Genomic DNA, 25,013 nt, shown 5'->3' with positions numbered 1-25,013 from the left:
GCTGCATGATCGGATCTATCATGAGAGTCCCTCCGTCGATCTAAGCAGTGCCTACTTTGCTGCTTTTGTAGCCTGTTTCAGCGAGTGTCCGACCTCTGCTAGCGCCCCACACCATTGCTCAAGTTACTGTTTCCCCGCTTTGAGTAGGCCTCCTCAATACGGGCCAAGCCAAGTAGCTCATAGAGTCCAATGAAAACCCTACTTGGATATCTATCCGAGCTCCGATCTGCCTAAGCCCGAAATACTGCTCCTCGATGACGCATCCTTACCCTAGTCACATCTCCATGCTGCAAGCCTAGCTCGTTTCATCTACTCCGGAGCTTTCAAACGCTTCGAGAAATGTCAAAGCCGCTAGAAATTCGATCTGTCGATGTAGCGGTCGGAACCGACTTCAATCCGTCAGGTCATCCATTTATGGAAGTTCACATCAGCGTTCAGGATGTCGCGCGTCGGGGCGGGGTGCATCAGAGGATCGTCTTGTTCATAGCCCGGTACCCGAACCTCAACGCCATACAACTGCTGGCACTGCTCGGCGTGACCAAGCGGGTGCTGAGCATACCGTTGTGGCAATCGGTAGAAATGGGACTGGTGGATAGCGTGGCGTCGCACAACGACAAACGCATGCTTCAGCTGACCAAAGAAGGCTCGCGAGGAAATGCTGCGGTGTGAGCAAGCAAAGTTGCTTTAACGGGCATTTAGTGAGGCCGGAGTAGCAGCGTTATGGGGGTGGCTGTCAATTCGGCATTGGGGAAGTTCCAGAACTCAGCGTGAACCTCAATGCTCGAAAGTAGGCTCTTTAGAAGCGACTTCACCACGAGCATGGGCATGGCGAAAGCCACCCAGGCCAGAGCTGATTATCCGCTAAGGGCCAATGTTGTCGGTCGTGGATGGCGCTTTCGACCCATCGCGGCATCTGGCGTTGGTCAGCAATCGGCCTCCTGCGCCAATGATCAGTGCCTGGATTTCAGTGACCTTGTGGACACTCAAGGCCGACAAAACCGGGGGCGATTCACCGCCCTCAGGTGAGCGTGGTTTACGACCTGTTTGATGTGGTAACTAAATAAGATCGTGTCGGGATCGACCGGGCAATTTCTCGTTATCGAAAGCTGATTCACTCAGCAGAGACCGAGGGTGTAGATAGCGGCCACTCGGAGCGAAAATGCCGAGGCGTGGGAGGCCGCTATCTACGAAGGGCTATGTGCGTTTAGCGCACGCTTGCCCGCACTTTCTCGCGGAAGCTGTTTTCGTAGCCGTCCTGGAGTTTCACCCTCTCGGCCAAGCTTGGCAGGAGGCTGCGAGCAACTACGATGATGCCATCGCGGTCACCGATAATGGCATCACCTGGATAGCAAACGACATTACCGCAGGCGACTGGAACGCCGACCTGGCCTGGGCCCCATTTTGAGGGGCCTGCTGGGTTTACTGCACGGGCGTAGATAGGCAGCCCCATGCTATCGAGTTCTTCAATGTCACGTACCGCGCCATCAATGACGACCGCTGCAACTTTCTTCGCGAGGCAGATCTCACCGAGCAGATCACCGAACACGGAGCGGTTCACTTCACTGTTGCCGTTGATGACCAGCACATCCCCTGGCTGCGCCTCGTCCAAGGCACGATGGATAGCGAGGTTGTCACCCTCGCGAGTGTTCAGCGGCAAGATGGTGCCGAAGAACGTAGATTTGCCAGCGGTGTGGCGAATAGCCGAAGCCATCATCCCCATGCGATTTAGTACGTCGCCGATGAGTGCCACTGGGTAGTGCGAGATTTCCTCGATCAACGCCAGGTCAGCTCGCTCCCAAATGGCGTTAACGCTGACCGACTCATCGGATACATTGATGAACATTGGATACCTCCAGTTTCGGAAAAAGGCTTAGCTGTACGATTTCGGCACAGGCTGGTTGACTGGGTGGGCAGGTGCCTCGCCATTGAGTACGGCGGTAATCGCCTCCAGTGCGCTCATGCCTACGCGCATCAGCGACTCATCGGTCTGGCCGGCGACGTGGGCCGTGACGATCAGGTTGGGCGTGTTCGCGATGTCCGGCGTGGCATGGTCGAACGGCTTGATCATGTCGATGTTCTCGGCAGCGAGTACATCAGCCCCCGCGCCAGCCAGCTTTCCGCTTTTGAGGGCGTCGACCAGTGCTTGCTCGTCGACAACACCACCACGACTGGTGTTAATCAGCACTGCGCCGTCTTTCATTCTGGCGAACTCAGGTGCCCCGATCAGGTTGCGAGTGGTTTCCAGCAGAGGGACATGCAGGCTCACGACATCAGCCGTAGACAGGAGGGTGTCGAAATCTACCCAGCGGCTGTCTGAGCTCGGGTCGATGGCGGGGTCGGTAAATATCACTTTCATGCCGAAGGCTTCAGCAACAGGTGCAACGCTGGAGCCGATGTTGCCGAACCCCACAAGGCCCAAAGTGCGTCCTTCGAGTTCGATACCGGTCAGCGAAAGGCGGTCTTCTGTCCAGACCCGATTGCGGGTTTGTTCGGATGCCAGCTGCAGCTTGCGGCACAGCGACAAGAGCAACGCGAAGACATGCTCAATCACGCTGCGCTGGTTTGCACCTGGAGTGTTCGTGACCCAAACCCCGTGGTCGGCGGCTGCTTTGTAGTCGACGTTGTCATAGCCGGCGCCATGGCGAGCAACAATCCGCAGCTTGGGCGAGGCAGCGATCATTTCAGCGCTGATGTGGCCGCCACGCAAAAACACGGCATCCACCTGATTACGGATTTCTTCATACCCAACGGCATTAGGGCCGTAGCCGAGACGCATCTCCCCGACATCCGAAAGTCGGCTGAGGATTGTTTCGTGAATGGGGCTGGTGACGTAGATGAGAGGCATGCGGTTGTACTCAGGCGAATTGATGTTTTTTGTCGTCGGCAGCTGCTTGGCTGCGGACAGTCCACAGCACGATCAGGCCCAGAACTCCGGCACCGCTCAGGATGAAAGCGGGAGCCGTCTGGTTGCCGGTGGCGCCGATCAGCCAGGTCGCCATGAAAGGCCCAATGCCGCCGCCGATAACGGCACCGACGCTGTGGCCAAAGGCGACCCCGGTGTGGCGAACGTGGGTAGGGAAGAACTCAGGCATGACCGAGTAGGTGCCGGCCAGGCAAAGCGCGTAAGGAATCATTCCCAAGGCCAGACCGGCCATGGCCATGCTTACCTGGCCTTGCTGCATCAGCAGGAACGATGGAACGGAAAGAACGGCGTAGCCGAGATAAGCAAGGTGGAGCACGGCTTTACTGCCAATGATCGACCCGAGGTGACCTGCTAACGGAATCATCAGGGCTGCAAAGCTGACAGCCACCAGAACGATGGTGGAAGCCTGTCCCTTCGAGTAGCCGAGGATTGAGCTGAAGTACGCTGCGATGAAAACGGTGCCGATGTAGGTGCCGATGTTCTGCACCAGGGAGATCATCATGACCTTGGTGAGCGGGCGCATGTAGTCGCGCACGAGCTCAGCGAAAGGGCAATTGCGAATAGGCGTTCTGTGAGCGTAGCTTTGTGCAAAGCCGGGTGGTCGATTGCGGATGGTAGCTATCGACACAGCGAGGCCCGCCGAAATGACCGCTTGCATTCCATATGAGTGACATTCTCAAAAATCCTGTCTTTACTGTCAAAGATAAATTCCAGGATGAGATCGCACCACGGCGACTAGGAGTCTTACCGGTGTGTAAATTGCTTACAGATAGGTCTGAGATCGTCACTTATGCTCCGCCAGATTTGGCGATTCGTCCGCTCGACGGGATCGGTTTAGATTTTTCGCCCGAGAATTCGCTGAGTCAAAAGGTTATAGGTTGTATCAATAACCTACTTTCGGAAAATCGCTGCACTTTAATACTTGTTGCAGATCGATTAAGTATTCACCCTAGGACTCTTCAGAGGCATTTGGCAAAACTCGGGCTTGAGTACGAGGAATGCGTGACTAATGTTAGACGTTCCCGGGCAAGGTTGCTTCTTTGTGAGTCTGAATTGACGATTAGTGAGATCGCCAGAGAATTGGGCTATCTCCGTGTTACCTCATTTTGCCGTGCTCACCAGCGTTGGTTTGGGATTTCTCCGCTTGAGCACCGGCTCCGATTAAAGAGCTGAACGTCCACTGGAGTCGATAGCTGCTCTTTACCAACGCACTATGGATCCGAAGCTGACGATCAGCCCTGTTGGGATTGGCCACGGCCACCGGGGAAATCAGCATCGTCTAGGAAGCTTTAACGTTGCATTGGCGGGAGAGGGCCTATGAACATTACCTTCAGTCGATCGCGTCCAATAACACGTGCCAACTCGGCGATGATGCAATACATGAAAATCAAGGTGATGAGCAGAATCTGCACCGCCCAAAAGCGCGGCCAGTTCATTGAACTCCACAGTAGTGAGTTGGCATCCATAAAGCTGGGCGCCTCCTTCCAGTAGTCATATAAGCGCTCAAGGTAATGAACAATAAGTGCTACTACTGCATACATTAGAGTTTTCCAGGTGACGTTCCAGATCAGCGGTTTATCGGGGAAACGGTTGATGAAAGGTAGCATGTCGGCTACCAATACCGACTTGCCGAGAATCATGGACGCGATCAGCACCGAGGCCGAAACCGGCAGGTCAACACCCGATCCTTTAATCATTAGTCCACGGATAAGGGCGACAATATGCAGTATAATAAAAAAGTACAGGGTCGGCGGCAGTACTTTCATGAATTCATGTTTGATCTTGTGTATCACTGAGCTCATAATTAGCACCTTCCATTGAGAGTTTTCGTGACCTAACATCCTCGTTACCGTCGCGAAGATGACTAAAGTTCCACGACTAGCACTGTGTAGCGCATTGGAAAACCCTTAAGGAAGGGCTTTCCAATCCACGCTTAAGGTATTCAACTTGGCTGTTTTACATAACGCGCCAGTTGCTGGTCGCGACTCATAACATCCAATGTCGCGGATAGAACTTGCTCCCCCGTAACATCCGGGGCAGAGAAAATAGTGGTGAAATTAGCACGAGCGACTTCGGCAAAATGCGCTCGGTCGTCCCGTTCTATACCCAGTAAAGTCGCATAAGCCTCCAGGGCCTCGCCACGGCCTTGGGCCATATCTTCGGCAACAGAATCGAGCATTCCATTCATTGCCAACCACGAGCGGCCTCCATAGCCGAGCCTTACGCTTGAGTCGCAACCATTGGTGCCAGAAGTAAGGCCGAAGGTAGCGTTGCCGGAAGTGCCATTAGTCGTGGTGGCCAGCAAATGAGGCGCAAGCCCCCTTTTTCCATCAAAGACCATGTTCCCCCAGCCGCAGCCGCCTCCGCCAGCCTGAGCGGCATGAGCCATGGCACCGGCCATACTGAAAACGCTGAAAATCAAAATCCTGCCGAACCGATTAGTAGCCATATTGTGTATACCTCGGGCATGTCTCATTGGCTGACATCGACGAGACGGCTCGCACGACTTCTGGACTGAGCGACTCGCGAACTCCTTTGGGTGTAGGTTAGGTGGCAAGGATTATCAAATTTGAAGCGACAGGGTTTAGATAGGGGACGCCAACTGGAATCTTCAGAAATGCGACGCTGGAGATAACTGAGGTATCGAGCGTCGTCTTTTCGCCCACCTCGCGGCTATCGACATTCGACCCGGGTGGGAACTGGCACACAGCGATACCTGGGGCGCGATGAGAATTGGTGACACGCGATTGCTGACAAAAGCAGCTCAGCGGAGCGTGGAATGGGATTCCGGGATGGTTTTCGCTACAGCAAGTCTGAGGTGCTGTTGCTCGACCCTGGTCAGCGGAACGATATCAAAGGCGACCTGTTCGCTGCTGTTCAGACGGGGACAGGTGGAAAGCTAATGGGTATGCTGTGAATGCCAGGTGGGAAGGGGAACGCGTCTGACCAGCGTTCCGATGGATCCGCTGTGGGGTATGCGCTGGGCTGATGAGCCAGAAGTATAAGATGCCCATTGATGAGCTCTGGACGGTGTACTGCGAATAGGAAGTAGTCGGGCGCACTGTTGATGCGAGCTGAAGAGAGTTTGCGGGCAAAAGAAAGCCCGCTGGGGGCGGGCAAGGGAGCTTCTATCACACGCAGGGATAGCTAACGCTCCCATACTGCATGTGAACAAGCCGTGAACACTATCGAGGCGAAGGGCTAGCAACCACCGTTTGGTTCGTAAAACGAGATCTGATCAAGGTGCTCATGCCTGACCACTCCCTGTATCCGGAGGCCGTGGAAGCCCTGACGCTGTACCATCAGGCCCAGGCTCAAGGGGTGGTTGGAGCTGAGCTGGAGCGCCTCAGGCTGTTGGCTGAGCATCGCTTTCAGACCGTTACCGACTATCAGATCCGAGCCCTCGGCCCCACAGAGAAAGGCCATTAGCAACCGGCCTTCCGAGATCGGTCACCAACATGCAAGGTGCAAAAGTTGCGCTCTGCTACCTAAAAATTCATCACTGACACCAGCTGTTTAACCATTAGTCGAACAAGATGACTCGTGGTACTCGGGCAGCCCCAGAAAAAGTGCCGGCTCGGGCCTTTGATCACAAGATGGTTCGGCAACGCCCTGCATTTCTGAATCAGGAAACGCTTGATAGCGTTGCTCGCGAGCATCACCTTCATCTGCAGAAACTGAGTGAAGAGATTCAGCTGGAGGGCACTTTTGATTACCCAGAGCGTGCCACAGATGATCATCTGTCCACGGCTAATCATCCCTTGGCAGTGCTTGCCACGTGTTTTTCTAGAGCATTTGCAGCTCGATCACCGGTCTGAGTGTCCACACGGTGACTCAAGGTTTGACAGAGATGGCGTAGCTGCGGAGTCGTGACTCCTGTATTTGTGCTGATTCGCATGTGTGCCTGAAGCTGTGGCTCTACCCCCGCAAGCGCGGAAAGCATTCCCACTGTGGCCAGCTCACGCGTCTTCCAATCCAAGGTATCTCGTTCGAATATGTCACCAAACAGGTGAGTGCGGAGGTATTGGTTAGCTATCGGGGCAAAATCGAACAGGGGCCCCTCAACCGGTGAACCCGACAACTTTGTCTGGTTAACGGTACCTGCGGCCAGCAGGGCGTCACCTTGAGGTATTGGACGGCTAGGTTCGCGACCTGGATCGTCAAAGATGCCGCGCTGTTTGCGTGATTCCAGCACCTGCATCAGCTCCGTCAGCGCGTTCAGAGATCGGGGGAAGCCGGCATAGGCGTAGAGTTGTACAAGCACCTCACGCAGTTCGCTGACCGTTAGTTTCAAATCCAAGGCCTGATCCAGAGCAGTGTTCAAGCGGGGCAAGTCACCAATGGCAGCAAGCGCGGCTACGACGACAACCGCTTGTTGTTGCTCGCTCAGCGACTTGGAATTTGATTGGGATGAAATGGGGTGGCTCATGACATTGCCCGTTCCGAAGGGATCAGACGAGGCCATCTCCGTAGCGCCTAGTCCAATCATGATTGTGGTTGCTATCCCGGCATTGATCCACTTACTTAGCACGCGGCCCGCTGTATTGTTCATCGGTCACTTTCTCCAACCAGTGGACATTTTTGCCTTCAGCTGTCGCTGTAACAGCAAGGTGCGTCATGCTCGTTGTGGGGGCAGCTCCATGCCAATGCTTAATGCCTGGAGGGCACCACACGACATCCCCAGGACGAACCTCCTGGATAAGGCCGCCCCATTGTTGAGTCAGGCCTACCCCCGAAGTGACCACCAGCTGCTGGCCAGCAGGATGGGTATGCCATGCAGAACGTGCCCCCGGCTCGAATGTCACGAAGCTTCCCGAGGCGCTAATACCCGAGTCCGCAGGCCACACCGGATCAATCCGCACGTCACCGGTGAAGAATTGAGAGGGGCCAACCATAGAGGCCTGTTTACCCGCTCTGGTTATTTCCTGTTGGCGGGGTGAGGCATTTTCAGCTGCTTCGCTCGATGCGAGTTGCAAAGCAGAGAGGCATATCGCAGCTGTAATGGGGTGAGCATTCATGTTGAAAACCCTCATGGTCAGAGATCTTGGGTAGCACGTGACCTCAGCTCAGCCTTTTTCCAGCGGGCCACTCAGGTAGACAACGTCAGTCACTGGCTCCAGCCAATCGACGGCCTTGCCATCCATATACTCATTGATCGCGACATGCTGCATAGCCGTAGTATCGGTCGCGCCATGCCAGTGCCGGCGTCCGCAGTTGCACCAGATCAGATCACCTGCGCGGATCTCGGTCTTCGGGCCATCTTCACATTGCGTCCAGCCGACCCCATCGGTCACTAGCAAGGCTTGGCCCAGAGGATGAGTGTGCCAGTGGGTACGAGCACCTGGCTCGAAGTTGACCACCGCAACGCCAACTCTAGCGGGGGCAGGGGCTGTGAAAGCGCGGTCGATGCGTACTCGCCCCGTGAACCATTCAGCAGGCCCCGGGATCGCATTGGCCGAGCCGGCACGGTGGATTTGCATGGCCACGCTGGAAAGGTTGTTGTCCGCCATGGTGTTTCAGCCTCTCAAAAATGTAATTGAGACAACTGTAGCGACCGCGCTTTAATTCGAGTATTAGCAAAATCAAGAATTCGGTTTGAAGCTGGGCTTAACAATGAAAGCAGACAATCTGAGTGATCTGGTGGTCTTTGTGGCTGTCGCCAGGGAAAGTAATTTCACCCGGGCAGCGGCACGATTGGGTGTGTCACCTTCAGCCGTCAGCCAGACAGTAAGGGGCCTTGAGGAGCGTCTCGGTGTTCGGCTCCTCACCCGCACCACCAGGAGCGTCACGCGGACGGAGGCAGGGGAAAAACTGCTTCATGATATCGCGCCGCTATTGGATCAAATCGATGGTCACCTTGGTGCCCTGACCGAATTTGGGCAACACCCCTCAGGGACGATGCGGATCACAGCCGATGAATTCGCCGCCCGCCATGTTCTATGGCCGAAATTGAAGCCGGTGATCGAGTCCTACCCAGATGTCACGATTGAATTGATGACCGATTACGGCCTGACTGACATCGTTGCCGAGCGTTTCGATGCGGGTGTACGTTTGGGCGGCATCATCGATACAGACATGGTGGCTGTGCCCATTGGGCCGCCCATGCGGATGGTTACCGTAGCCTCACCCGCCTACTTGAAGCGGTATGGAGTGCCCCGCCAACCCGAGGAGTTGATGGCCCACAGGTGCATCAACCTGCGGTTGCCTACGCACGGCGGCCTTTATCCTTGGGAGTTCACCCATGATGGCAGCGAGTTCCGCGTCCGGGTACAAGGGCCGCTGATCATGAATAGTTCGTTGCAGATACTGGATGCCTGTCTGGCAGGGGTGGGTGTGGCCCAGGTGACTGATCTGCACGCTCAGGCGCACATCGACAGCGGTGCCCTTGAAGAGGTATTGGCGGGGTGGTCAGAACCCTTCCCTGGTTATCATCTTTACTACCCCACGCGCCGGCAGCAAACCGCTGCTTTCAGGGTTGTTCTTGAAGCACTCCGAAGCGAGTAGGAGCTTGCGTGATGCAGATGTCCAGCCGGCTTTCAGTGCTGGGAAAATTCGACTCGGATAACGTCACTGCCAAGCATCTGCATCAGTCCATCGGGGTTTTCAATGTTTCAGATAAGGGTGTAGGAGTAGGGCGTTTTGAATGTCTTGTAGAAGACCACCAGGGTCTTCGATCCATACAGCATGACGTCCCTACCTTGATCGTTCCTGGAACGCTCGCATCCTTAGGGAGTGATACCGCGAGATCCACATACTTTTCGTTACTGTTGAGATCGGCCATTTCGAGCGTCAGCGGTATCAACGAGGAGAAGGCACGAGCTGCCTCAGTGTCAGCCAACCTGATTTTGTAATGTCGCTCGCCTACTGACATCTGCATGCAGGGTCTCTCCTGTTGAGCTTTCGCTTTGCCGGACTTCGCCGTTTGGAAATCAGATGCGCTGGCCGGAATTGTGTGAGCTAAACCAAGTGCCAGTAGTCCACCCACCCAAGCACGGTGCTGCAGACCAGACCATCGATAGAAAGCGGCCTTTTCGGTTCCTAGAGGTAAAGCCTTGTGGGGTGTGCTCCTTCGCATTGCATCTCCTAGCATCCTGGGTTGGGCGACGTCTTATAGGCTGAGGATCAGGGTACGTTGGGCGTGGAGGCAGCTGACCTTTCCGCACCTAAACGCAGCTCCGCGATATCGCGTTTTGGAGGCGTGCCGAAATGGCGCCCGTACTCACGGCTGAACTGCGATGGACTTTCGTACCCGACCTTGAATGCGGCGGTCGCTGCATCGAGGTGTTCGTTGAGCATCAAGCGTTTTGCCTCGTTCAACCTCAACCATTTCTGGTACTGCAATGGACTCATTGCGGTGAGCTGTCGGAAGTGCTGATGGAATGTCGAGAGGCCCATCTGTACCTGAGAAGCCAGTTCGTCCACCCGCAGAGGTTCGGCGTAGTTCAGCTTCATCCAGTCGATGGCCTTGGCGATTCGATGCCCCTTGCTGCCCACGGAGGCGATATAGCGCAGGAGAGGGGCTTGGTCACTTAGCAGCAACCGATAGTGGATCTCTCGCTGAATCAGAGGCCAGAGCACCGGGATGGCATCGGGCTCCTCCAACAGCTCAATCAGGCGGGTGAAGCTCTCCAACAGCTTCGGGCCCAGTTCACCAACTCCAGCGCTGGTGTGAAAGTACTGACCGCTCACTGGAGGGCGACCATCTTGCGCGATCAATTCAGCCAGCGTGCGCAAATCGAGCTTGAACACCAGGCCAAGACAGGGGGCTTCCTCACTGGCCAATGTCACCGCCGAGTTGGCGGGGATGTTTAGTGAGGTGACTAGAAAGCGGGTCGTGTCGTATGGGAATACGTCACCGCCGATGACCATTTCCTTTGCCCCTTGCGCAACCAAAACAATGCTTGGTTCGACAATGCACGTAATCGGTGGGGCTGGTGCGTTGCGTCGATAGACGCTTAGGCCTGCAATGCTCGTCGCGAAATCTCCAGCGGTGGGCGCGTGGGCACCGATGACCCTGCACAGTGTGGCCATTGGGTTCGTGCGTGAAGGCGGCAGTGCGGTTGCGGGCATGGTGAGCGTTCCGATCAGCGTTCAGCGAAACACTACTCGCGCGTCGCTTTCAGTGTCCATGCCCAGCCAACCAGGTCTGGACAATTGGGCAAGAAAACTACCGGTTTGCTCTACTGATGTGCTGGTTCACGCGAGGAACATAGGTGGCAGGTGAGATGACTCTAGCGTCCGTGAGCGATGTCCTCTCACATTCCTTCCATTTCGAGCAGACAGGAAGATGTGCATGAAGTCTTTGTTCGTTGCGTTTGCCTTGATGGCCAGTTCACTCACTGCGGGAGCCGCCGATATGTCCCATGGGGCCAACAATTTCTACCAGAGTGAGCAGGTTTCACTCGAGCGTGTCAGCTTCAAGAACCAGTTCCAGATGACCACTGTCGGTAATCTGTATCTGCCCACAAAACAGAGCGTCAACGCCAAGCATCCCGCAATCATCGTCGGGCACCCGATGGGGGCGGTCAAGGAGCAAAGCTCGAATCTTTATGCCCAGAAGCTGGCAGAGCAGGGCTTCGTCACCTTGGCCATCGATCTGTCGTTCTGGGGTGAAAGTGACGGGCGTCCGCGCAATCTAGTGTCGCCGGACATCTATGCCGAAGACTTCAGTGCGGCGGTTGACTATCTCAGTGCTCAAGGTTTCGTTGATCGGAACCGTATTGGCGTGCTGGGTATCTGTGGCAGCGGCAGCTTTGCCATCAGTGCGGCGAAAATTGATCCACGCATGAAAGCGATTGCAACGGTCAGCATGTACGACATGGGTGCCGCCAACCGGAATGGACTCAAGCATGGCGTCTCGCTCGAACAGCGCAAAAAGGCTATCGCCGAAGCAGTAGCCCAGCGTGATGTCGAGTTTGCCGGAGGCGAAACTAAGTACACCAGTGGCACGGTGGATCAGCTAACTGAGAGCTCTAATGCCATCGAGCGGGAGTTTTACGACTTTTACCGCACACCTCGTGGTGAGTTCACTCCCAAAGGGCTGTCGCCGCTTCTGACGACGCACCCGACGCTAACCAGTAACGTCAGGTTCATGAACTTCTATCCGTTCAATGACATCGAGACGATCTCGCCTCGTCCCATGTTGTTCATCGCAGGAGAGGAGGCTCATTCCCGGGAGTTCAGCGAAGAGGCGTATCGCCTTGCCGGCGAACCCAAGGAACTCGTGATTGTCCCGGGCACTGGCCATGTGGATCTGTACGACCGCGTAGAGATGATCCCCTTCACCAAGCTGACGACTTTCTTCCGCGAAAACCTCAAGTAAAAGGGTGTTGTTTCCAGGCCCAGCACCACGCAGGGCGTGGGCATCCGTGTCTTTTGAAATTGCTACAACGAGAATTGCCATGAGCAGCCCAGCAATACCCCTTCAACACTCAAACCGTCAGGTCTGGAGCGCTGTCCTGGCGATGTCGCTCTGTGCTTTTGCCTTGGTGGCTTCTGAGTTTCTGCCTGTGAGTTTGCTCACACCAATTGCATCCGATTTGTCACTGACTGAAGGCCAGGCCGGGCAGGCCATCTCTATTTCGGGTTTCTTTGCTGTAATCACCAGCCTGTTACTAGCCACCGTAACCCAAGGGATCGACCGCAAGCCTGTGCTGCTGGCCACGACGGCGCTTATGCTAATTTCCGGGGGCATGGTGGCCTTTGCCCCTGACTACCTGACGTTGATGGTTGGGCGTGCCGTGCTTGGGATTGCCATTGGTGGTTATTGGTCGATGTCCACCGCAGTGATGATGCGCATCGCGCCCGAGGCACTCGTTCCGAAGGCTATTGCTGTGATGCAGGGCGGTACAGCCTTGGCTACGGCAATTGCTGCGCCAGTTGGGAGCTATCTGGGTGGCATGGTCGGCTGGAGAGGGGCATTCTTTTGCGTGGTGCCTTTGGCTGCACTGGCGTTGATCTGGCAAGCCTTCACGCTGCCGGCAATGCCGAGTGAGCGGATTCAAATATCGGCCACTGGCTCGCTGCGCCTGCTTGGGGATAGCAAGGTCGCCCTTGGCATGGCCGCAGTTGCGTTTCTCTTCATGGGGCAGTTCACACTCTTTACGTATCTGCGGCCATTCTTGGAGACGGTCACGCATGTAGATGTGCCCACTCTCTCGCTCTTGCTCCTGATCATCGGTGCCGCAGGCTTGGTAGGCACCATGCTAGCCGGCTCTCTTGTTAGTCAAAGTCTGAACAAGGTTTTGGTTGGAATACCGTTGATCATGACTGCCATCGCATTCGCCATAGTTGTCGTTGGTAGCTGGCTTGTTCCAGTCGCCGCAGTGCTGGGGCTGTGGGGGCTGGTCGCGACCTGTGCACCGGTGGGATGGTTTACCTGGTTGGCCAAGGCATTGCCACACGATGCAGAAGCTGGTGGTGGGTTGATGGTCGCAGTAATTCAGTTGGCTATCACTGCTGGTGCAACTGCAGGAGGGATGCTGTACGACGGGATGGGTTATCAGGCTACCTTCATCGCCAGCGGCATATTCTTGCTCATTGCAACCGCACTCAGTGTTGTCACAAGCCGTTGGCGTGGCGCGGCATGCACGTAGAACGGTGGGCCAGCCTACTTAAGCGTGCAGCAAAGACGACAGTAACAATCAGGTGCCATGAGTCGGCGGATAAAAGAAAGCCCGCTGCTAGGCGGGCAAGGGAGCTTGTATCACACGTAGGGAAAGCTAACGTTCCCACCCCGCATGTGAAAAGGACGTGAATAAGCCCGGCGGTGAAGGCTGTACCTGTCAAACCCCCGCGCTCTTGAGTGGATGTGTTCTAGCGGTTGCGTAAGGTATCCAGTGCAGGTGACCAGACTTTATGTCCGCAGCGTTCACACACGACTGAGTCTTGAGGTTCATGGAAGGTTGGGAAGCCGCAGCTGACGCAACAATGTAGGCCAGCGTTCGGCGGTGCCAGGTACTCTGGACGATGTTCAACTGGCAGCACCGATAGCCCAGGCCGGGTGTCATCAGGCCCATAGAAATACAGACTGATATCGCCATCGGTTTCCAATAGGCCGAGTCGAACCTGGCCGAGATGCTCCACGCCTTGTTGGCGCAGTTCCATGAAGAGCTCGTTGGACGAGATGTTCAAATTGCGCAGCGAATGGATCTCGTACATGCCATCCTTTACGACCGTGATGGGCAATCCATCGATCCAGGCCTCACATGTTCTGCTGCGCCTCATCATGTAGACGGTTCCGCGATAGAGCAGCAAAAGCGTGAGGAAAACCAATGCGACCGGGAGGATGGGTACATCTTCGTAGAAGGTCACATCGCCTGCGGCTGAGCCCAAGGTGAGGATCACCACGAGCTCGAATCGGGACAGCTGCCTGATTCCACGGCGACCACTGAATTTCAGAAAGAAAAACACGGCTAGAAAAGCCACTGAAACGCGGAGGGCGACCTCCAAGAGAAAGGTCAGCGGGAACTCGCCAATGAGCATCCTTTGCAGATCAAATGTAACCATTTGCTGTTTCCCACCTGTTGCTATCTCCTATTTCAGATTGACCGGCAATTTTCGGTCTAAGTTCATGCGCTGGGGTCAGGGAGACAAGTATTCATGTTCACCGGGAGCCAAGCCGCTCCCTCGTGGCGCTGGTAGGCTCAGCTATTCGCATTGCTGATTCAGGCGCGTGTACTTGAACGCCATTGCATAGAAATTGAACAAGAATGGAAATGCATACTCAAAATTTAAGTAGGGCGAGCTGAAAATGGTTTACAGTAACCGACTAATTTCATCCGGTATTTGAGGAAGCATCTATGTCCCGTCTCGCAGAATTCCGTAAGCTCGAGCAAACATTGGCCGCACAACTGGCCGAACTGGAAGCTATGAAAGGCTCCTCCGAGCTGCAGGCGGAAATTGAATTTGAGACCAAATTGCGTGATCTGCTGAGCAAATACGGTTACAGCCTGCGTGACATTATCAACATCTTGGATCCTCAGGCCAACCGTCGCGCTGCCGCTCCTGCAGTTGCAGAGAAAGCCCCACGTCGTGCTCGTCAGGTCAAGCAATACAAAAATCCTCACAACGGTGAGATCATCGAGACCAAGGGTGGCAATCACAAGCTACTCAAAGAGTGGAAAGCCAAATATGGTTCGGATGAAGTGGAATCTTGGCTCGCAAGCTGAGGTAACGATTTCTCAGAAAGCCATCCTGCGATGGAGGCTTTTTTGAGCACACATCAGCATCAGGCCCGGCTGAGTACGCTAGACCGCCCCGCCCATCTGGGCGGGGTTGTGCGTACAGGAAGCGCTGATCAACCAGTGTTTCCTGAAAGTTGATAACGGCTCGTCTCTTTCAATCTGATTGCTCATTCTCACTCTTATTAATCGCGCCTCGGTTTCTGATTCTGGTTAGGCGTTGGAGACTTTACGAGCGCACGGTACACATAACTGTTGGTAGGTTCATACTCTTTGCGCTGCATAAGATTAATAATTTTCACCTTTCCACTGTGCTTGATGTACTTGTAGGTAAAATATCGCGCAACCTTATCTTCATGCGTGGACATGATAATTTGTTTGTCGCTGAAGTCATTGCGTAAAAGTTCTACAAGCGACGACATATTTATGTCATCCATTGTCTGCACTGGGTCATCTATGAGTATCGTGGAGAATCGCCGGGCGTAGACGCGGTTTAGGGCGAGGGTGAGCGCGATGACCACTGCTGAGATTTGGCCAGAGCTCATAGTGTTTATAATGTCGTGGTCTGTCGCCCAATCTGACACCAACCGAACATTTTTAAGTACATCATGACCCTGCGGGTCTTTGATGAATACCCCTTGCCCATCCCCAGCTTGATGGCTTTGAAGGATTTTACCGGAATATATGAAAAAAGGGATTTCAATATCGGTAATCAGTTTTTTTCGATACTGTCCTATTTGTGTGCCAACAACATCTATGAGTTTTCCGGTGTCAGTCAGTGCTAGGTCAAGAAGCGTTTTTTGATCTTCGAGCTTAAGCAGTCGCGCTGCCACTTCAGTGAGTGAGCTGAAATATTGAGATTTAATGAACCGCTCTTTTCGATCAAGCTGAGCTATGTCGAAGCTGCGAAGTTTGTCACTTTCACGTTGGAAGTAATCTAAATAAATCCGTTCGTAAATATCAGTGCCAAACGACTCCGTGTAACCGTCAGGTGACGGGCCAATCCGTCCTCGGATTCGTTCAGATAGTAAGTCAGCCTTCTCTGAAATATAGGTCTGTCCGCCTGGTACAGGGAACGCCGGCGCGATGAGATCTAAGTCATGAATACCTTCGCTTTCCAGCCAATTGCGTAGACGTTCCACTCGGTCTTTGTTGGCCGCCGCTTTCGCGATTCTCGACAATTCGTCTTGCGACGGAGGTTCTCGCAGCTGTAGAAAATCATCGCACGCCTTGAGCAGAGGTTTGAGTTGATTGTTCTCGAATTTTTCCCGCGCTATAACCAATTCCCGGTCTTGGTCGCCCAGCTGGCTGCGCAAAAGATACCCATGGTCGGTAATTGCTTTATCCAATGCATCATGAGTTGCATAGTCATGGCCACAAAGACCACACGTAGTCTCTGTCGGGTGCGCCTGCATACTTTCATGCATTGCCGTATGATGCTTCATCAGTTCAGTATAAATGGACGTCAGTCCCATGAGCTTGTCTGTGAGGTCGATCAATAAGCCTACATCATTGATGAACGCATCAGGGAAGTCGACGTTCAGAATCTGAAATAGCTTAGTCGATTCCAGGTTTTGCTGTATGACTTTAAAGTCACCACTATTGAGTATGTCGCGTGATCGCTTGACATGTTGATAAGTGCTATAGTCCTTTTCGATTTGCCCGTAATGCTGGTAAGTGCCTGCATAACCCACGTACTGCTCCATGAGCTCACGCTCTTGTGCTGCTCGCTGATACCGTCGTGAGCGCAGGAAGAAGTCTCGATGAGTAAACAGACCGTATATCTTTTGCAGTTCAGCAATCGCCTTGTTCATGCGATCTTCGTTGAGCTGGGTAATAGTCGGACGATCCCAGAATGGTGACTTTTCACCGGTCAGCCAAGGCAGGGCATAGACGTGTTGCTCGGTTTCTCCTGCCGAGAGGTCATTGACTGCCTCCAAGTTGTGCAGGGTTCGAATGTTATCTATCTTGGTGTTGATGTCTCGGCGTGCTGTAAAAAGCCGTCTCTTGACGTCCGTAAGCTTTTGAAGTTTCTGCTCTGACTCATAAGTGTCGCCAAATAGGTTGGCTAATTTTTCAGCCCGCTGCGCTTCGTTATTAGATTTAAGGAATCGAGAAGTATCTTCTTGTTCAATGTAGTGAAATAGTAGAAAGTCGCGCGCAAAATCCTTGCTGTTGAAGAGTTGGTCGAACTCCCTGTTGTCCACAGGCTTCTCTTGAGAACCAACAATCTCATGAATTTCCCATAGAGCCGAAAAATTGCCAATACGTCTTGCTGAGTTTGCGAGGTTGCGCTTGAGCTTTCTCCGAAACGTTCGTCTTTCCTCGTCTTCGTTCAGAAACTCTATGGTGATCTCAACGTCGCTTTGGCCATTATGGGCTACAACGATGTCAGCAGGATTTTGCCGACCTTCCAGCACAATCAGTCTACGAATGTTACCAGTGATGGCCAGCTCAATAGCGTCGAAAACCGTTGTTTTCCCGTAGCCATTGGGGCCGTCGAGCAAAACAAGGCGATTATTATCGAAGTTGACCGTGAAAGGTTTTCCCCCATATATCTTGAAGTTCTTAAGAGTTAACTTGCTTAATGTAATCATGCTTTATTTCCCCAGATCGATTCGACGTACCCGATGACCGAATCGTCTGTCCAGTCGGCTGCCAGAATCCGCTCATACGTTTCGGTCAATTCGTCTGGAAGGGCTGACTCGATCTGTCCTGTGAGATTTTCTAGTTTTTGTTCTTGGGGGTGGTAGGAGAGGAAAGATAGCTTCAGCATTACCCTTACGATCAGATCATATAGACGGTGTCGATCTCCGTTTTGGTGCTTGAAAGCCAGGAAATCCCTTCCGTTATTGGCGTTCAGGATATCGTTAATTATGTCGTTCGTAAGTGCCTGGATGGCATTGCTGGTCAGGTAAGCGTTGAGCGCGGCTAGCTCTGATGAAGAGAACTTGATTACATTTTTTTTGAAGTTATAGGGGTCTTCTTCAAGGGCGAGTACCAAGTCATGATTCAAGTCTTGGGAATCGAGGCAAATGAGCATGGTGCAATTTTTCTCGAAGTACAGTTCAACCTTGTCCGCGCTTTGAATGTCCTCAAATATTTCTTGTGCCGTGTTATCAAGAAATTGTTGTAACGCTTGGTCGCTGTTGTTGTCGAGGTGGATGGTTAAGAAATATTCTTCTCTCAGGCTGCTTTCGGCTTTGTACAGACTGAAATCAATAAATTGGTTGGACAGGTCAACATCCACCAGCGTGAATCGGTTACTTGCCATGATGTTGTTGAGGATTGTTATCATTTTGCAAGCTCGCCTTTAGCTTGTTCTAGAGGAAGGAGGGTAATCAATGGCAATATATCGTCACGCTTGGCACGTTGATCCTCACCTGCTGCCCGTGGCGGGTTTGTACTTTTGTCGAGATCCGGTGCGAATGGATGTACCACAGTGCCACAATAAATGAGATTATGAACCTCGTAGAGTAGCTCGCCAAGGCATGGATTAGTGCTGAGTTGCCGGATCGTATAACTGATCTTACCAACTGGTAGTATGGTCGTCGGAAGATAATTTTGTGGTGGGGTGGTGGTACATTTATATGAAAATCGAAAACGCTCCGCCTCTTGCGCTAAACGAGAGAAGTCTATTTCGTGTAGGATCCTCAATAGGCACAAGCGAATACCCTCGCTGGACGCATTGAAAGCGTTGTCGGTGTTGTTGCCACTATCCAAATGCAGTTGGGGTGAAAAATGCCTGTAGTGTTCCCAGAGTTCTAAAGGAGGAAGAGAAAGGAGCAGTTTTTGTGCAGCTTTCAAGTTGCACCATTCCGGGGCAGGGTGCGGATAATATTCTTCATCCCCAAGATAGTCGTCGATCAACTGAGAGAAGAGATCCTTGAATCGGCAAGCGATATAGTGTTTGCTCACGTCCTCATGGTCAAAGCTAAGCGCATCAATGATTTCTTGAAATTTGATCGGCTTGGCGAGTGCGTCTGTTTTCGTCTTGTGACGATCAATGATGTAAGTGTCAATGACGCCGAGAAAGTAATCGAGTGCTTTTTCCAGTTGCTCAGGAGTTATCGGGATTCGCCGATTTCCTAGCGCAATTGAAATTTGATTTTTTATTTTAGTGTTGATGTCGCTGAGATCGCAGTATGCTTTACCGTCTTCATAAATGAAACTTGCTAGGCGGTTAAGGGCGTCACTTTTTTGATTGGCGATGTTTTCCATAACCCTAGCTAGGGCGTCAGCATCTAAGCCTGGTAGCGATGCTTTGAGGATCGACGCTTTTTTTTTGAGGTTGGTTCCACCTGCGGCAGCGGTTTCAAGAATGGTAGTCCCTTTCTTGGGATTACTCTTCCTGTACTCTGTTAGCACGATGTTGAAGTCGTTTTTTACCGATGCCTGTAGACCTTTGAAGTTTGGGCGATCATTAATCTTTCTCCAAGTGTGGATATAACCCAATATTCCAGTATTTTTGTGCAGTTCTATAGTTAGGCCAAATAGGGCGTCTGAGTAATCTTCAAATGTACTGGAATTGTACGCCTTGACTTGATGGAATGAGACGGACTGCCCATTAACCAAGATCTCAAAGTCCTCGTTGGCTTCGAGCATCAAGTCTGTTGTAGAGAAATCATGAGCGGCTGGCTGAGCATTGATCAACGTCAGCGCATAATGGAGAGCGACTTTTCCCTGGTAGTTGAAACCGCTCCATGAGGGTGAAGCATCGAAAGCCATCAGACAATCTCCAGCACCATCACCAAAAAATTTGCGAGGGTAGGGAGGCCAATTGGCGAACGCTGGCGTTTCCCTACGCTGCTATAGATCATAAGAGAAATCCATGGCAATTTGCCATCTTGCCAGACAGCGAGTGACGGCCTACCCGGCAGAGAAGCAGAAATCTGAGATTGAGAATAATTATTGCTAAACCATAATTTTTAGTAATTTCTTAGCCTTGGATCAGTCTCTACTATTTGGCTGGTGATCCTATCTACAAGGGCACAAGCAATTTACGTGGTGACGCGATAGCCGGCTTCCTCCCGATTTTTCGATGGGGCTGTAGCATCTGCATCCTTCCGCCTCAGCACAGCATCGGTTGTTCGGGCAGGAGCCCGCCTATCGCTTGACGCTCGCCGCTACCAGTTCCGCTATGCCTTGCCGCACGGCATCGATGTTGTCGTCGAGGGTCGTCAGAGCACCGTTCACATTTCCTACCACACTGCTTGCACCTCGATCACCAACCCATTTGGCCAGCTCCTCGACGGCGGCGCGTAACGCATCCTGGTTATGGCTGAGGCGTTCGAGCACTTCAGCAGCTGTCCGTAGCTCTTTCATGATTAGCGTGTCCTGGTGTGGTTTGCAGCAGACCTTTTATCACGACCTCCGTTAGTAAAGCTGGCAACTGATCGTTACGAAACTAGATTTCGCAACAAGCGGAGCGCGTAGGCGTGACGGATGGACGCCCGCAGGGCCGAGACCACGGCGCACGCCGGGGGCTTGGTTCACGACAGCCGGCTCCGAAAGGGCACGCCCACGCTACCTGGACAATAACGTCAGCAACTGGTGCGTGATTTGATAGCTTTCATGCCGAACCATCAGTTGCTTGCACCGGAGCTGCCTGAGTGTCAGTTTTCAGCGATGGCGCTTGTACTGGTAGGAATGGAGAAATACCTGCGATGTCTGAGTTGAAGCGAACGCTTTTGGGTATGGCTGAAGCAGGGGAGCCGCTGCTGAGGCAAGCGCTTGAAGCGATCCGAGCCTATAACGATGCTGTGGCTCACAGTCGACCCCCATCGGAAATTGAACGGCTACGCCTTGAGGCACACCATCTCTACCAGACAGTGATCGACTACCAGCTCCATAAAGCCGGTGCCTTGGGCGAGCTGGTACATTAGTGCGGCCTTCACTATGCCTGTGCGGCATCATAGATGGATACGATTGCGTGAGGGAAACGAGTGATTTGGTTTCTGGGTGATGTTCATGGGCGCTTTGATCATGTGATCCGGCTGGTGAAGCTCCATCGCCCCGAGGCAGTGGTCTTCTTGGGTGACCTCGAATGCAGCTTGCCCCTAGATATGATCCTGCGCCCGATCCTCGACATCACTGAGATCTGGTTCATCCACGGCAACCATGACAGCGATCGTCCAGCCTACTGGCATAACCTCCATGGCTGCGGCCTCGCTGAGCGTAGCTTGCATGGTCGGGTAGTGGAGATTGCGGGCCATCGTATAGCAGGGCTGGGTGGCACCTTCGAGTCGCAAGTCTGGCTACCAGGTAGCCCTGATACTGGCATCCAGAGTTACGGTGATTTCCTCGAGCGCCTGGCGCTAAGGCCGCTGCACGCAGACATACTCGCGACGAAAAAGCAGCACGCGCTGTCAGCGATTTACCCGGATGACTACTTCTCGCTCGCGATGGAAAAGTCGGACATCCTGGTCTGTCATGAGGCTCCCAGCTGCCACCCTCACGGTTATTCAGAGATCAATGAGCTCGCCCAGGCAATGGGAGCAAAAATGGTCGTGCATGGACACCACCATGATTGCCTGGATTACAGTCCTGAATGGCCAAAGCTGGGCTTTGAGGCTTATGGAGTGGCGTTCAGATCCATCATGGCCGTCGATGGCTCAGTGATCAGCTGATGGGGCGATGTCGACGCTGGCGCTCTGCGACCAGAATTCATGTCGTTCCAATTGCCCCAGCCGCCCCTACTTGGTCGTTGACGGTGACGGCACTGACAGGCTTATTGGAAGCCAAAGACATCCCAGTAATTTACCCAGTAATACTACTGCTGGAATCCACCAGGCTTACCGAAACTGGATTGGGCAAGTGTAATCTCACTGACTGGCAGCAAGCGGAGTGCGCAGGCGTAAAATACATTTGCGGCTGAGTTTCTTTTGCGGGGCGGCACGCCAGCGGTATCAATCACTGCTCGGCCGTTTCCTGACTTACATCACTGGGTGCTTCATCTTGGAACTTCAAAGCTAGCTGTAGAGCTAGGTTGAACCCAATTTCAGCATCCTTTTCAACCTCTGAGTGGCCATCAATGTCAAAGGTCAGCCGTGATAGGTTGCCATGAACGAGCTCCGATCGAACATCATAGAGTCGATAGAACTCTTTGGCTTGGCGACCACCAAGGTACTCCTTTACAACTCGCTTACCAGCTTTAGAGATAGTCTCTCTTTTAGCGCTCTCTAACATCTTCGCGAGCACGTCTTTCGTCGCGTCTGTGGCCTTAATCAGATTAATCTGGCCTTTCAGCGCGTCGAGCGCATCTTTAATTTCCTGATCGACTTCACCTCGATCACTGAGGACTTCTATCGCCGTCATCGACAAAATTAGCTTCGATTTGGCGTGGGTTGATGCCAGGGCTAGTCCCAGGACGCTCAGCGCCTCCAGGATTCGCACGGTATCGTAATTGAAGGAGGAGGCAGGAAGGATGATGTCCGTAAGCGTTGCCAGCACAAAGGCTTCAGCTACGGCTTTTGCTCCCGGCCAATGCTGATGACGTGACGACTCATAGGCTTGGGGTTGGAAGCTGAGGGGAACAATGTTGGCTTTCTCAAAAAAGCTGCCGACAACGCTCGTTGCAAACCGCTGGCCGGTACTGAATGACAGCCAGTCTTCGTGTGGAATTTTGAGCTTGAGCAAAGTGACCTTCACCTTCATGAGCAAGGTGACGAGCTGCTCGAGTGCTTCTTGCTCCGTTGCATATCCCTCCGATGAAACCAGAAAGACGTCATCCTCCTTTTGCTCGATTTTGATGTCCTTGCTATCGAACTCGAACACGGCAGGGGAGGAAGAAGCGAGGATACTACGATCTGTCAGCTTTATTGCGAATGAGTACGAAAACACCTTGATCCCTCAATCAATGATCCCACTAAGGCGCGCGCAGGCAGTTTAATGTCGAGGCCTCTAGGATGTGGTTTTGGACGCTTCCCTCATTCTGTAGCGATTGGCCGTCGTCTCACAATGCTCTTTCCTGAAATTCCTTGCTTTTGTGCCAGCCCCGTCGTAGACATTGCCCTCCCATTGTCCCGTGTAAGAACGTAATGTCAGAGCATAAGCCCCGTTATCCTGAAGCTATTCCGCTGCGCGTCGACGCTTTTTGTCAGGCCGATTTCGAGCAAGCCACATCCGGAACTGAACCGACTTACTCAGCCCTCTCCGGAGCGATGACAGGACTAGCAAAGGCCGCCTCGGAGGCCCAGGAGTTTGAGGCAGCGAGGGTATGGTGGCTGTTGGCGGATCTATGCACGATGATGCTGGACACTACCAACAGAAATGAGCCCTTCAGGCCCTACCTACTCATCGGCGACCGGCATTCAATGTCACCGGCAAGCATGGTCGACGAAGAGTATGTGTTCTTTAACGACTTGGTTGACAGCCTCCCGAACGGCCTATTGAAGGCGAGGGTCTCCGATCTCATCTGGATTACTCCTGGCCTCAAGCACATTCGGCACGCCCGAGCCGCCATTGATGGCTATGCGACGGTGCCACTGAATGATGAGGTTTGGTACCAAGAAGGTAGAGAATGTTTCCAGAGGGCGTTGTCTCTGGCCAAGATGATTGGAGCAGGAGCTGAAGGACGGCTAACGATCCTTACCCAGGCAATCATGGACGCAATTGCGCAAGCAATTCACCAAGAGCTGCCATTTGCCGTGGGGTTGGTCGAGACGGTCATTGAGTACCGGCTTGAACATCCGGAAGTGCGGGAGTTACCTGAGGCGCTGGCTGAGCTCGGCCGTTGCTTCCTGAGTAAGAATGATGTGTCTAGGGCTCGGAAGTGTTTCGAGACAGCGTGTAAAGGTTTTGCCTTGTCTAAGCGTCACTTGCAGGCTGCAAAAATGACAGTGGCCGTTGCTGAGACATGGGTATCTGAGGCCGAGGTAAGAGGGGAGCAGACGCACCCGATTGTGGCGCAAAATGCCTTGGAAAATGCTCTTCAGACCTACCGATCTGTTCCGGGGGCATATCGCGCCGAACTGGATGTCGACAAGATGCTACCTGTACTGCGTCAGAGAATTGCTGAGGCGGGTGCCCGGGTGGTTGAGCAGATGAGTCTGATCACAACGCGGACAGACATCACGATATTGGTAAAGCGTACCAAACGATTAATCGAAGGTCAGTCGTTTGGTACTGCCCTCTATCATCTCGCCAATATGTACCCGTTTTGCTCGCCCGCTGAATCCCGTCAGGGAGCGCTGAAGTCACTGCGTACAGGGATAGTCAGCTCCCTGACAGAGGCAGTTTTCTTTGATGAAACTGGCAGAGTGATTGCGAAGCGACCTCCACTGTCCTTCGGTACCGAACTGACTGAAGAAGATGAGTACACAGTCCAGGCCAAGATGGTCAGCGAACACTTGCACACCATCAAGCTTACAGTAAGGGGTGGGGTTTTGCCGGCGCTTGCGATCATCTCGGAAGCACACTGTGTCAAAGAGGTCGACATGGTTGAGCTGGCTAAAGCATCGTCACTCGTGCCTCCAAATCGAGTGCACATGGTGGGGAAGGGGTTGTACTGGGGGTTCGTAGGGGATTTTGGCATGGCCGCACATTTCCTCATTCCTCAGATGGAGGCACTGATCCGACACCGAATGAAGGAGGCAGGTCTCAACACTTCGACGTCCAGCGCTGACGGTATCGTTACCGAAAATGGATTGAGCACCCTCATGGATGTCGAAGGGGTATCAGAGCTGCTTGGCGATGACGTAGCTTTCGAAATCAAAGCGGTGTTCTGCAGCCCATATGGCCCAAATCTCAGAAACACCTTTGCTCATGGATTGCTTGATGACGACCAGATCTATGCAGAATCTATCGTCTACGCTTGGTGGTTCATGCTCAAGTATGTCTCGGGGCCATTCTGGGAGACGGTACCGAGGGCGTAGCCCTGATCGTCTCACCAAGCTTAAATCTGACGG

At 53.2% G+C, this 25,013-nt stretch carries 25 protein-coding genes and 1 pseudogene; 10 read left to right on the top strand and 16 right to left on the bottom strand.

Annotated elements, in window-relative coordinates; genetic code table 11:
• Positions 1-447: 447 nt before the first annotated feature.
• Positions 448-685 (top strand): annotated as a pseudogene (locus tag L6D75_RS02090) (MarR family transcriptional regulator); the annotation flags it as partial.
• Between the two features lie 519 nt (positions 686-1,204).
• On the opposite strand, the gene L6D75_RS02085 reads toward L6D75_RS02090, so the two are convergent.
• The 3 genes from L6D75_RS02085 to L6D75_RS02075 are packed head-to-tail and all read right to left on the bottom strand — an operon-like array spanning position 1,205 to position 3,581.
• A complete protein-coding gene (locus L6D75_RS02085) occupies positions 1,205-1,843 on the bottom strand; it encodes an RraA family protein (RefSeq protein WP_176511280.1) in 639 nt (212 codons plus the stop codon).
• A 27-nt stretch (positions 1,844-1,870) separates the two neighbouring features.
• The gene (locus tag L6D75_RS02080; RefSeq protein ID WP_176511279.1) at positions 1,871-2,845 is read right to left on the bottom strand and encodes a hydroxyacid dehydrogenase; all 975 of its coding nucleotides are present in this window, start codon (positions 2,843-2,845) and stop codon (positions 1,871-1,873) included.
• A 10-nt stretch (positions 2,846-2,855) separates the two neighbouring features.
• On the bottom strand, positions 2,856-3,581 hold the full coding sequence (locus L6D75_RS02075) for an MFS transporter (RefSeq protein ID WP_276574723.1): 726 nt from the start codon (positions 3,579-3,581) through the stop codon (positions 2,856-2,858).
• A gap of 5 nt (positions 3,582-3,586) precedes the next feature.
• On the opposite strand from L6D75_RS02075, the gene L6D75_RS27405 reads away from it, so the two are divergent.
• Positions 3,587-4,096, top strand: coding sequence for a helix-turn-helix transcriptional regulator (locus tag L6D75_RS27405; protein WP_176511278.1), 510 nt, complete (start codon positions 3,587-3,589; stop codon positions 4,094-4,096).
• A gap of 116 nt (positions 4,097-4,212) precedes the next feature.
• Here L6D75_RS27405 and L6D75_RS02070 read toward each other — a convergent pair whose 3' ends face one another.
• Positions 4,213-4,689, bottom strand: a complete 477-nt coding sequence (locus L6D75_RS02070) for a hypothetical protein (RefSeq protein ID WP_236193376.1) — start codon at positions 4,687-4,689, stop codon at positions 4,213-4,215.
• Positions 4,690-4,865: 176 nt separating this feature from the next.
• Entirely contained in the window at positions 4,866-5,372 is a 507-nt protein-coding gene (locus L6D75_RS02065) for a DUF3015 domain-containing protein (protein WP_176511276.1), read from the bottom strand.
• Between the two features lie 800 nt (positions 5,373-6,172).
• Here L6D75_RS02065 and L6D75_RS02060 point away from each other — a divergent pair.
• Positions 6,173-6,352: a hypothetical protein gene (locus L6D75_RS02060; RefSeq protein WP_236193375.1), complete on the top strand. Its 180-nt coding sequence runs from the start codon at positions 6,173-6,175 to the stop codon at positions 6,350-6,352.
• Between the two features lie 325 nt (positions 6,353-6,677).
• On the opposite strand, the gene L6D75_RS02055 is transcribed toward L6D75_RS02060, so the two are convergent.
• The 3 genes from L6D75_RS02055 to L6D75_RS02045 form a co-directional block, all read right to left on the bottom strand.
• Positions 6,678-7,475 (bottom strand): carboxymuconolactone decarboxylase family protein, encoded by a 798-nt coding sequence (locus L6D75_RS02055; RefSeq protein WP_176511275.1) that lies wholly within the window; start codon positions 7,473-7,475, stop codon positions 6,678-6,680.
• Positions 7,444-7,818: a (R)-mandelonitrile lyase gene (locus L6D75_RS02050; RefSeq protein ID WP_236193401.1), complete on the bottom strand. Its 375-nt coding sequence runs from the start codon at positions 7,816-7,818 to the stop codon at positions 7,444-7,446. Before L6D75_RS02050 ends, L6D75_RS02055 begins: the two co-directional genes overlap by 32 nt.
• A 171-nt stretch (positions 7,819-7,989) precedes the next feature.
• Positions 7,990-8,433 (bottom strand): (R)-mandelonitrile lyase, encoded by a 444-nt coding sequence (locus L6D75_RS02045; RefSeq protein WP_176511273.1) that lies wholly within the window; start codon positions 8,431-8,433, stop codon positions 7,990-7,992.
• Positions 8,434-8,536: 103 nt separating this feature from the next.
• Between L6D75_RS02045 and L6D75_RS02040 the strand changes: the two genes are divergently transcribed.
• Positions 8,537-9,427 carry a LysR family transcriptional regulator gene (locus L6D75_RS02040; protein ID WP_176511272.1) on the top strand — a complete coding sequence of 297 codons (891 nt, stop codon included), beginning with the start codon at positions 8,537-8,539 and terminating at the stop codon, positions 9,425-9,427.
• A gap of 82 nt (positions 9,428-9,509) precedes the next feature.
• Here the strand turns inward: L6D75_RS02040 and L6D75_RS02035 are convergent, their stop codons facing one another.
• Together L6D75_RS02035 and L6D75_RS02030 are read right to left on the bottom strand one after the other, a co-directional pair.
• Positions 9,510-9,794, bottom strand: a complete 285-nt coding sequence (locus tag L6D75_RS02035) for a cyclophilin-like fold protein (protein ID WP_236193400.1) — start codon at positions 9,792-9,794, stop codon at positions 9,510-9,512.
• Between the two features lie 251 nt (positions 9,795-10,045).
• On the bottom strand, positions 10,046-10,993 hold the full coding sequence (locus L6D75_RS02030; RefSeq protein ID WP_176511271.1) for an AraC family transcriptional regulator: 948 nt from the start codon (positions 10,991-10,993) through the stop codon (positions 10,046-10,048).
• Positions 10,994-11,216: 223 nt separating this feature from the next.
• Here L6D75_RS02030 and L6D75_RS02025 point away from each other — a divergent pair, with 223 nt between their 5' ends.
• On the top strand, positions 11,217-12,245 hold the full coding sequence (locus L6D75_RS02025) for an alpha/beta hydrolase (protein WP_176511270.1): 1,029 nt from the start codon (positions 11,217-11,219) through the stop codon (positions 12,243-12,245).
• A gap of 79 nt (positions 12,246-12,324) precedes the next feature.
• Positions 12,325-13,518: an MFS transporter gene (locus tag L6D75_RS02020; RefSeq protein ID WP_176511269.1), complete on the top strand. Its 1,194-nt coding sequence runs from the start codon at positions 12,325-12,327 to the stop codon at positions 13,516-13,518.
• Positions 13,519-13,738: 220 nt separating this feature from the next.
• On the opposite strand, the gene L6D75_RS02015 is transcribed toward L6D75_RS02020, so the two are convergent.
• Entirely contained in the window at positions 13,739-14,431 is a 693-nt protein-coding gene (locus L6D75_RS02015; protein ID WP_176511268.1) for a DUF421 domain-containing protein, read from the bottom strand.
• A 293-nt stretch (positions 14,432-14,724) separates the two neighbouring features.
• On the opposite strand from L6D75_RS02015, the gene L6D75_RS02010 reads away from it, so the two are divergent.
• The gene (locus L6D75_RS02010) at positions 14,725-15,093 is read left to right on the top strand and encodes a histone-like nucleoid-structuring protein, MvaT/MvaU family (protein ID WP_176511267.1); all 369 of its coding nucleotides are present in this window, start codon (positions 14,725-14,727) and stop codon (positions 15,091-15,093) included.
• Between the two features lie 197 nt (positions 15,094-15,290).
• On the opposite strand, the gene L6D75_RS02005 is transcribed toward L6D75_RS02010, so the two are convergent.
• The 4 genes from L6D75_RS02005 to L6D75_RS01990 form a co-directional block, all read right to left on the bottom strand.
• A complete protein-coding gene (locus L6D75_RS02005) occupies positions 15,291-17,702 on the bottom strand; it encodes an AAA family ATPase (RefSeq protein ID WP_176511266.1) in 2,412 nt (803 codons plus the stop codon).
• Positions 17,699-18,403, bottom strand: coding sequence for an ABC-three component system middle component 1 (locus L6D75_RS02000; RefSeq protein ID WP_176511265.1), 705 nt, complete (start codon positions 18,401-18,403; stop codon positions 17,699-17,701). Before L6D75_RS02000 ends, L6D75_RS02005 begins: the two co-directional genes overlap by 4 nt.
• A complete protein-coding gene (locus tag L6D75_RS01995) occupies positions 18,400-19,833 on the bottom strand; it encodes an ABC-three component system protein (RefSeq protein ID WP_176511264.1) in 1,434 nt (477 codons plus the stop codon). Before L6D75_RS01995 ends, L6D75_RS02000 begins: the two co-directional genes overlap by 4 nt.
• A 378-nt stretch (positions 19,834-20,211) precedes the next feature.
• Positions 20,212-20,430 (bottom strand): hypothetical protein, encoded by a 219-nt coding sequence (locus tag L6D75_RS01990; protein WP_176511263.1) that lies wholly within the window; start codon positions 20,428-20,430, stop codon positions 20,212-20,214.
• Between the two features lie 371 nt (positions 20,431-20,801).
• Here L6D75_RS01990 and L6D75_RS01985 point away from each other — a divergent pair, with 371 nt between their 5' ends.
• Positions 20,802-20,990 carry a hypothetical protein gene (locus tag L6D75_RS01985; protein WP_236193395.1) on the top strand — a complete coding sequence of 63 codons (189 nt, stop codon included), beginning with the start codon at positions 20,802-20,804 and terminating at the stop codon, positions 20,988-20,990.
• A 60-nt stretch (positions 20,991-21,050) separates the two neighbouring features.
• A complete protein-coding gene (locus tag L6D75_RS01980) occupies positions 21,051-21,734 on the top strand; it encodes a metallophosphoesterase family protein (protein WP_176511262.1) in 684 nt (227 codons plus the stop codon).
• A 283-nt stretch (positions 21,735-22,017) separates the two neighbouring features.
• On the opposite strand, the gene L6D75_RS01975 is transcribed toward L6D75_RS01980, so the two are convergent.
• A complete protein-coding gene (locus L6D75_RS01975) occupies positions 22,018-22,947 on the bottom strand; it encodes a HEPN domain-containing protein (RefSeq protein ID WP_176511261.1) in 930 nt (309 codons plus the stop codon).
• Positions 22,948-23,144: 197 nt separating this feature from the next.
• On the opposite strand from L6D75_RS01975, the gene L6D75_RS01970 reads away from it, so the two are divergent.
• Positions 23,145-24,980 (top strand): DUF4209 domain-containing protein, encoded by a 1,836-nt coding sequence (locus tag L6D75_RS01970; RefSeq protein WP_236193374.1) that lies wholly within the window; start codon positions 23,145-23,147, stop codon positions 24,978-24,980.
• Positions 24,981-25,013: the final 33 nt, after the last annotated feature.

Source organism: Pseudomonas faucium (assembly GCF_021602585.1).
Classification (GTDB): Bacteria; Pseudomonadota; Gammaproteobacteria; order Pseudomonadales; family Pseudomonadaceae; genus Aquipseudomonas; species Aquipseudomonas faucium.
This window is presented reverse-complemented; position numbering and strand designations above follow the sequence as displayed.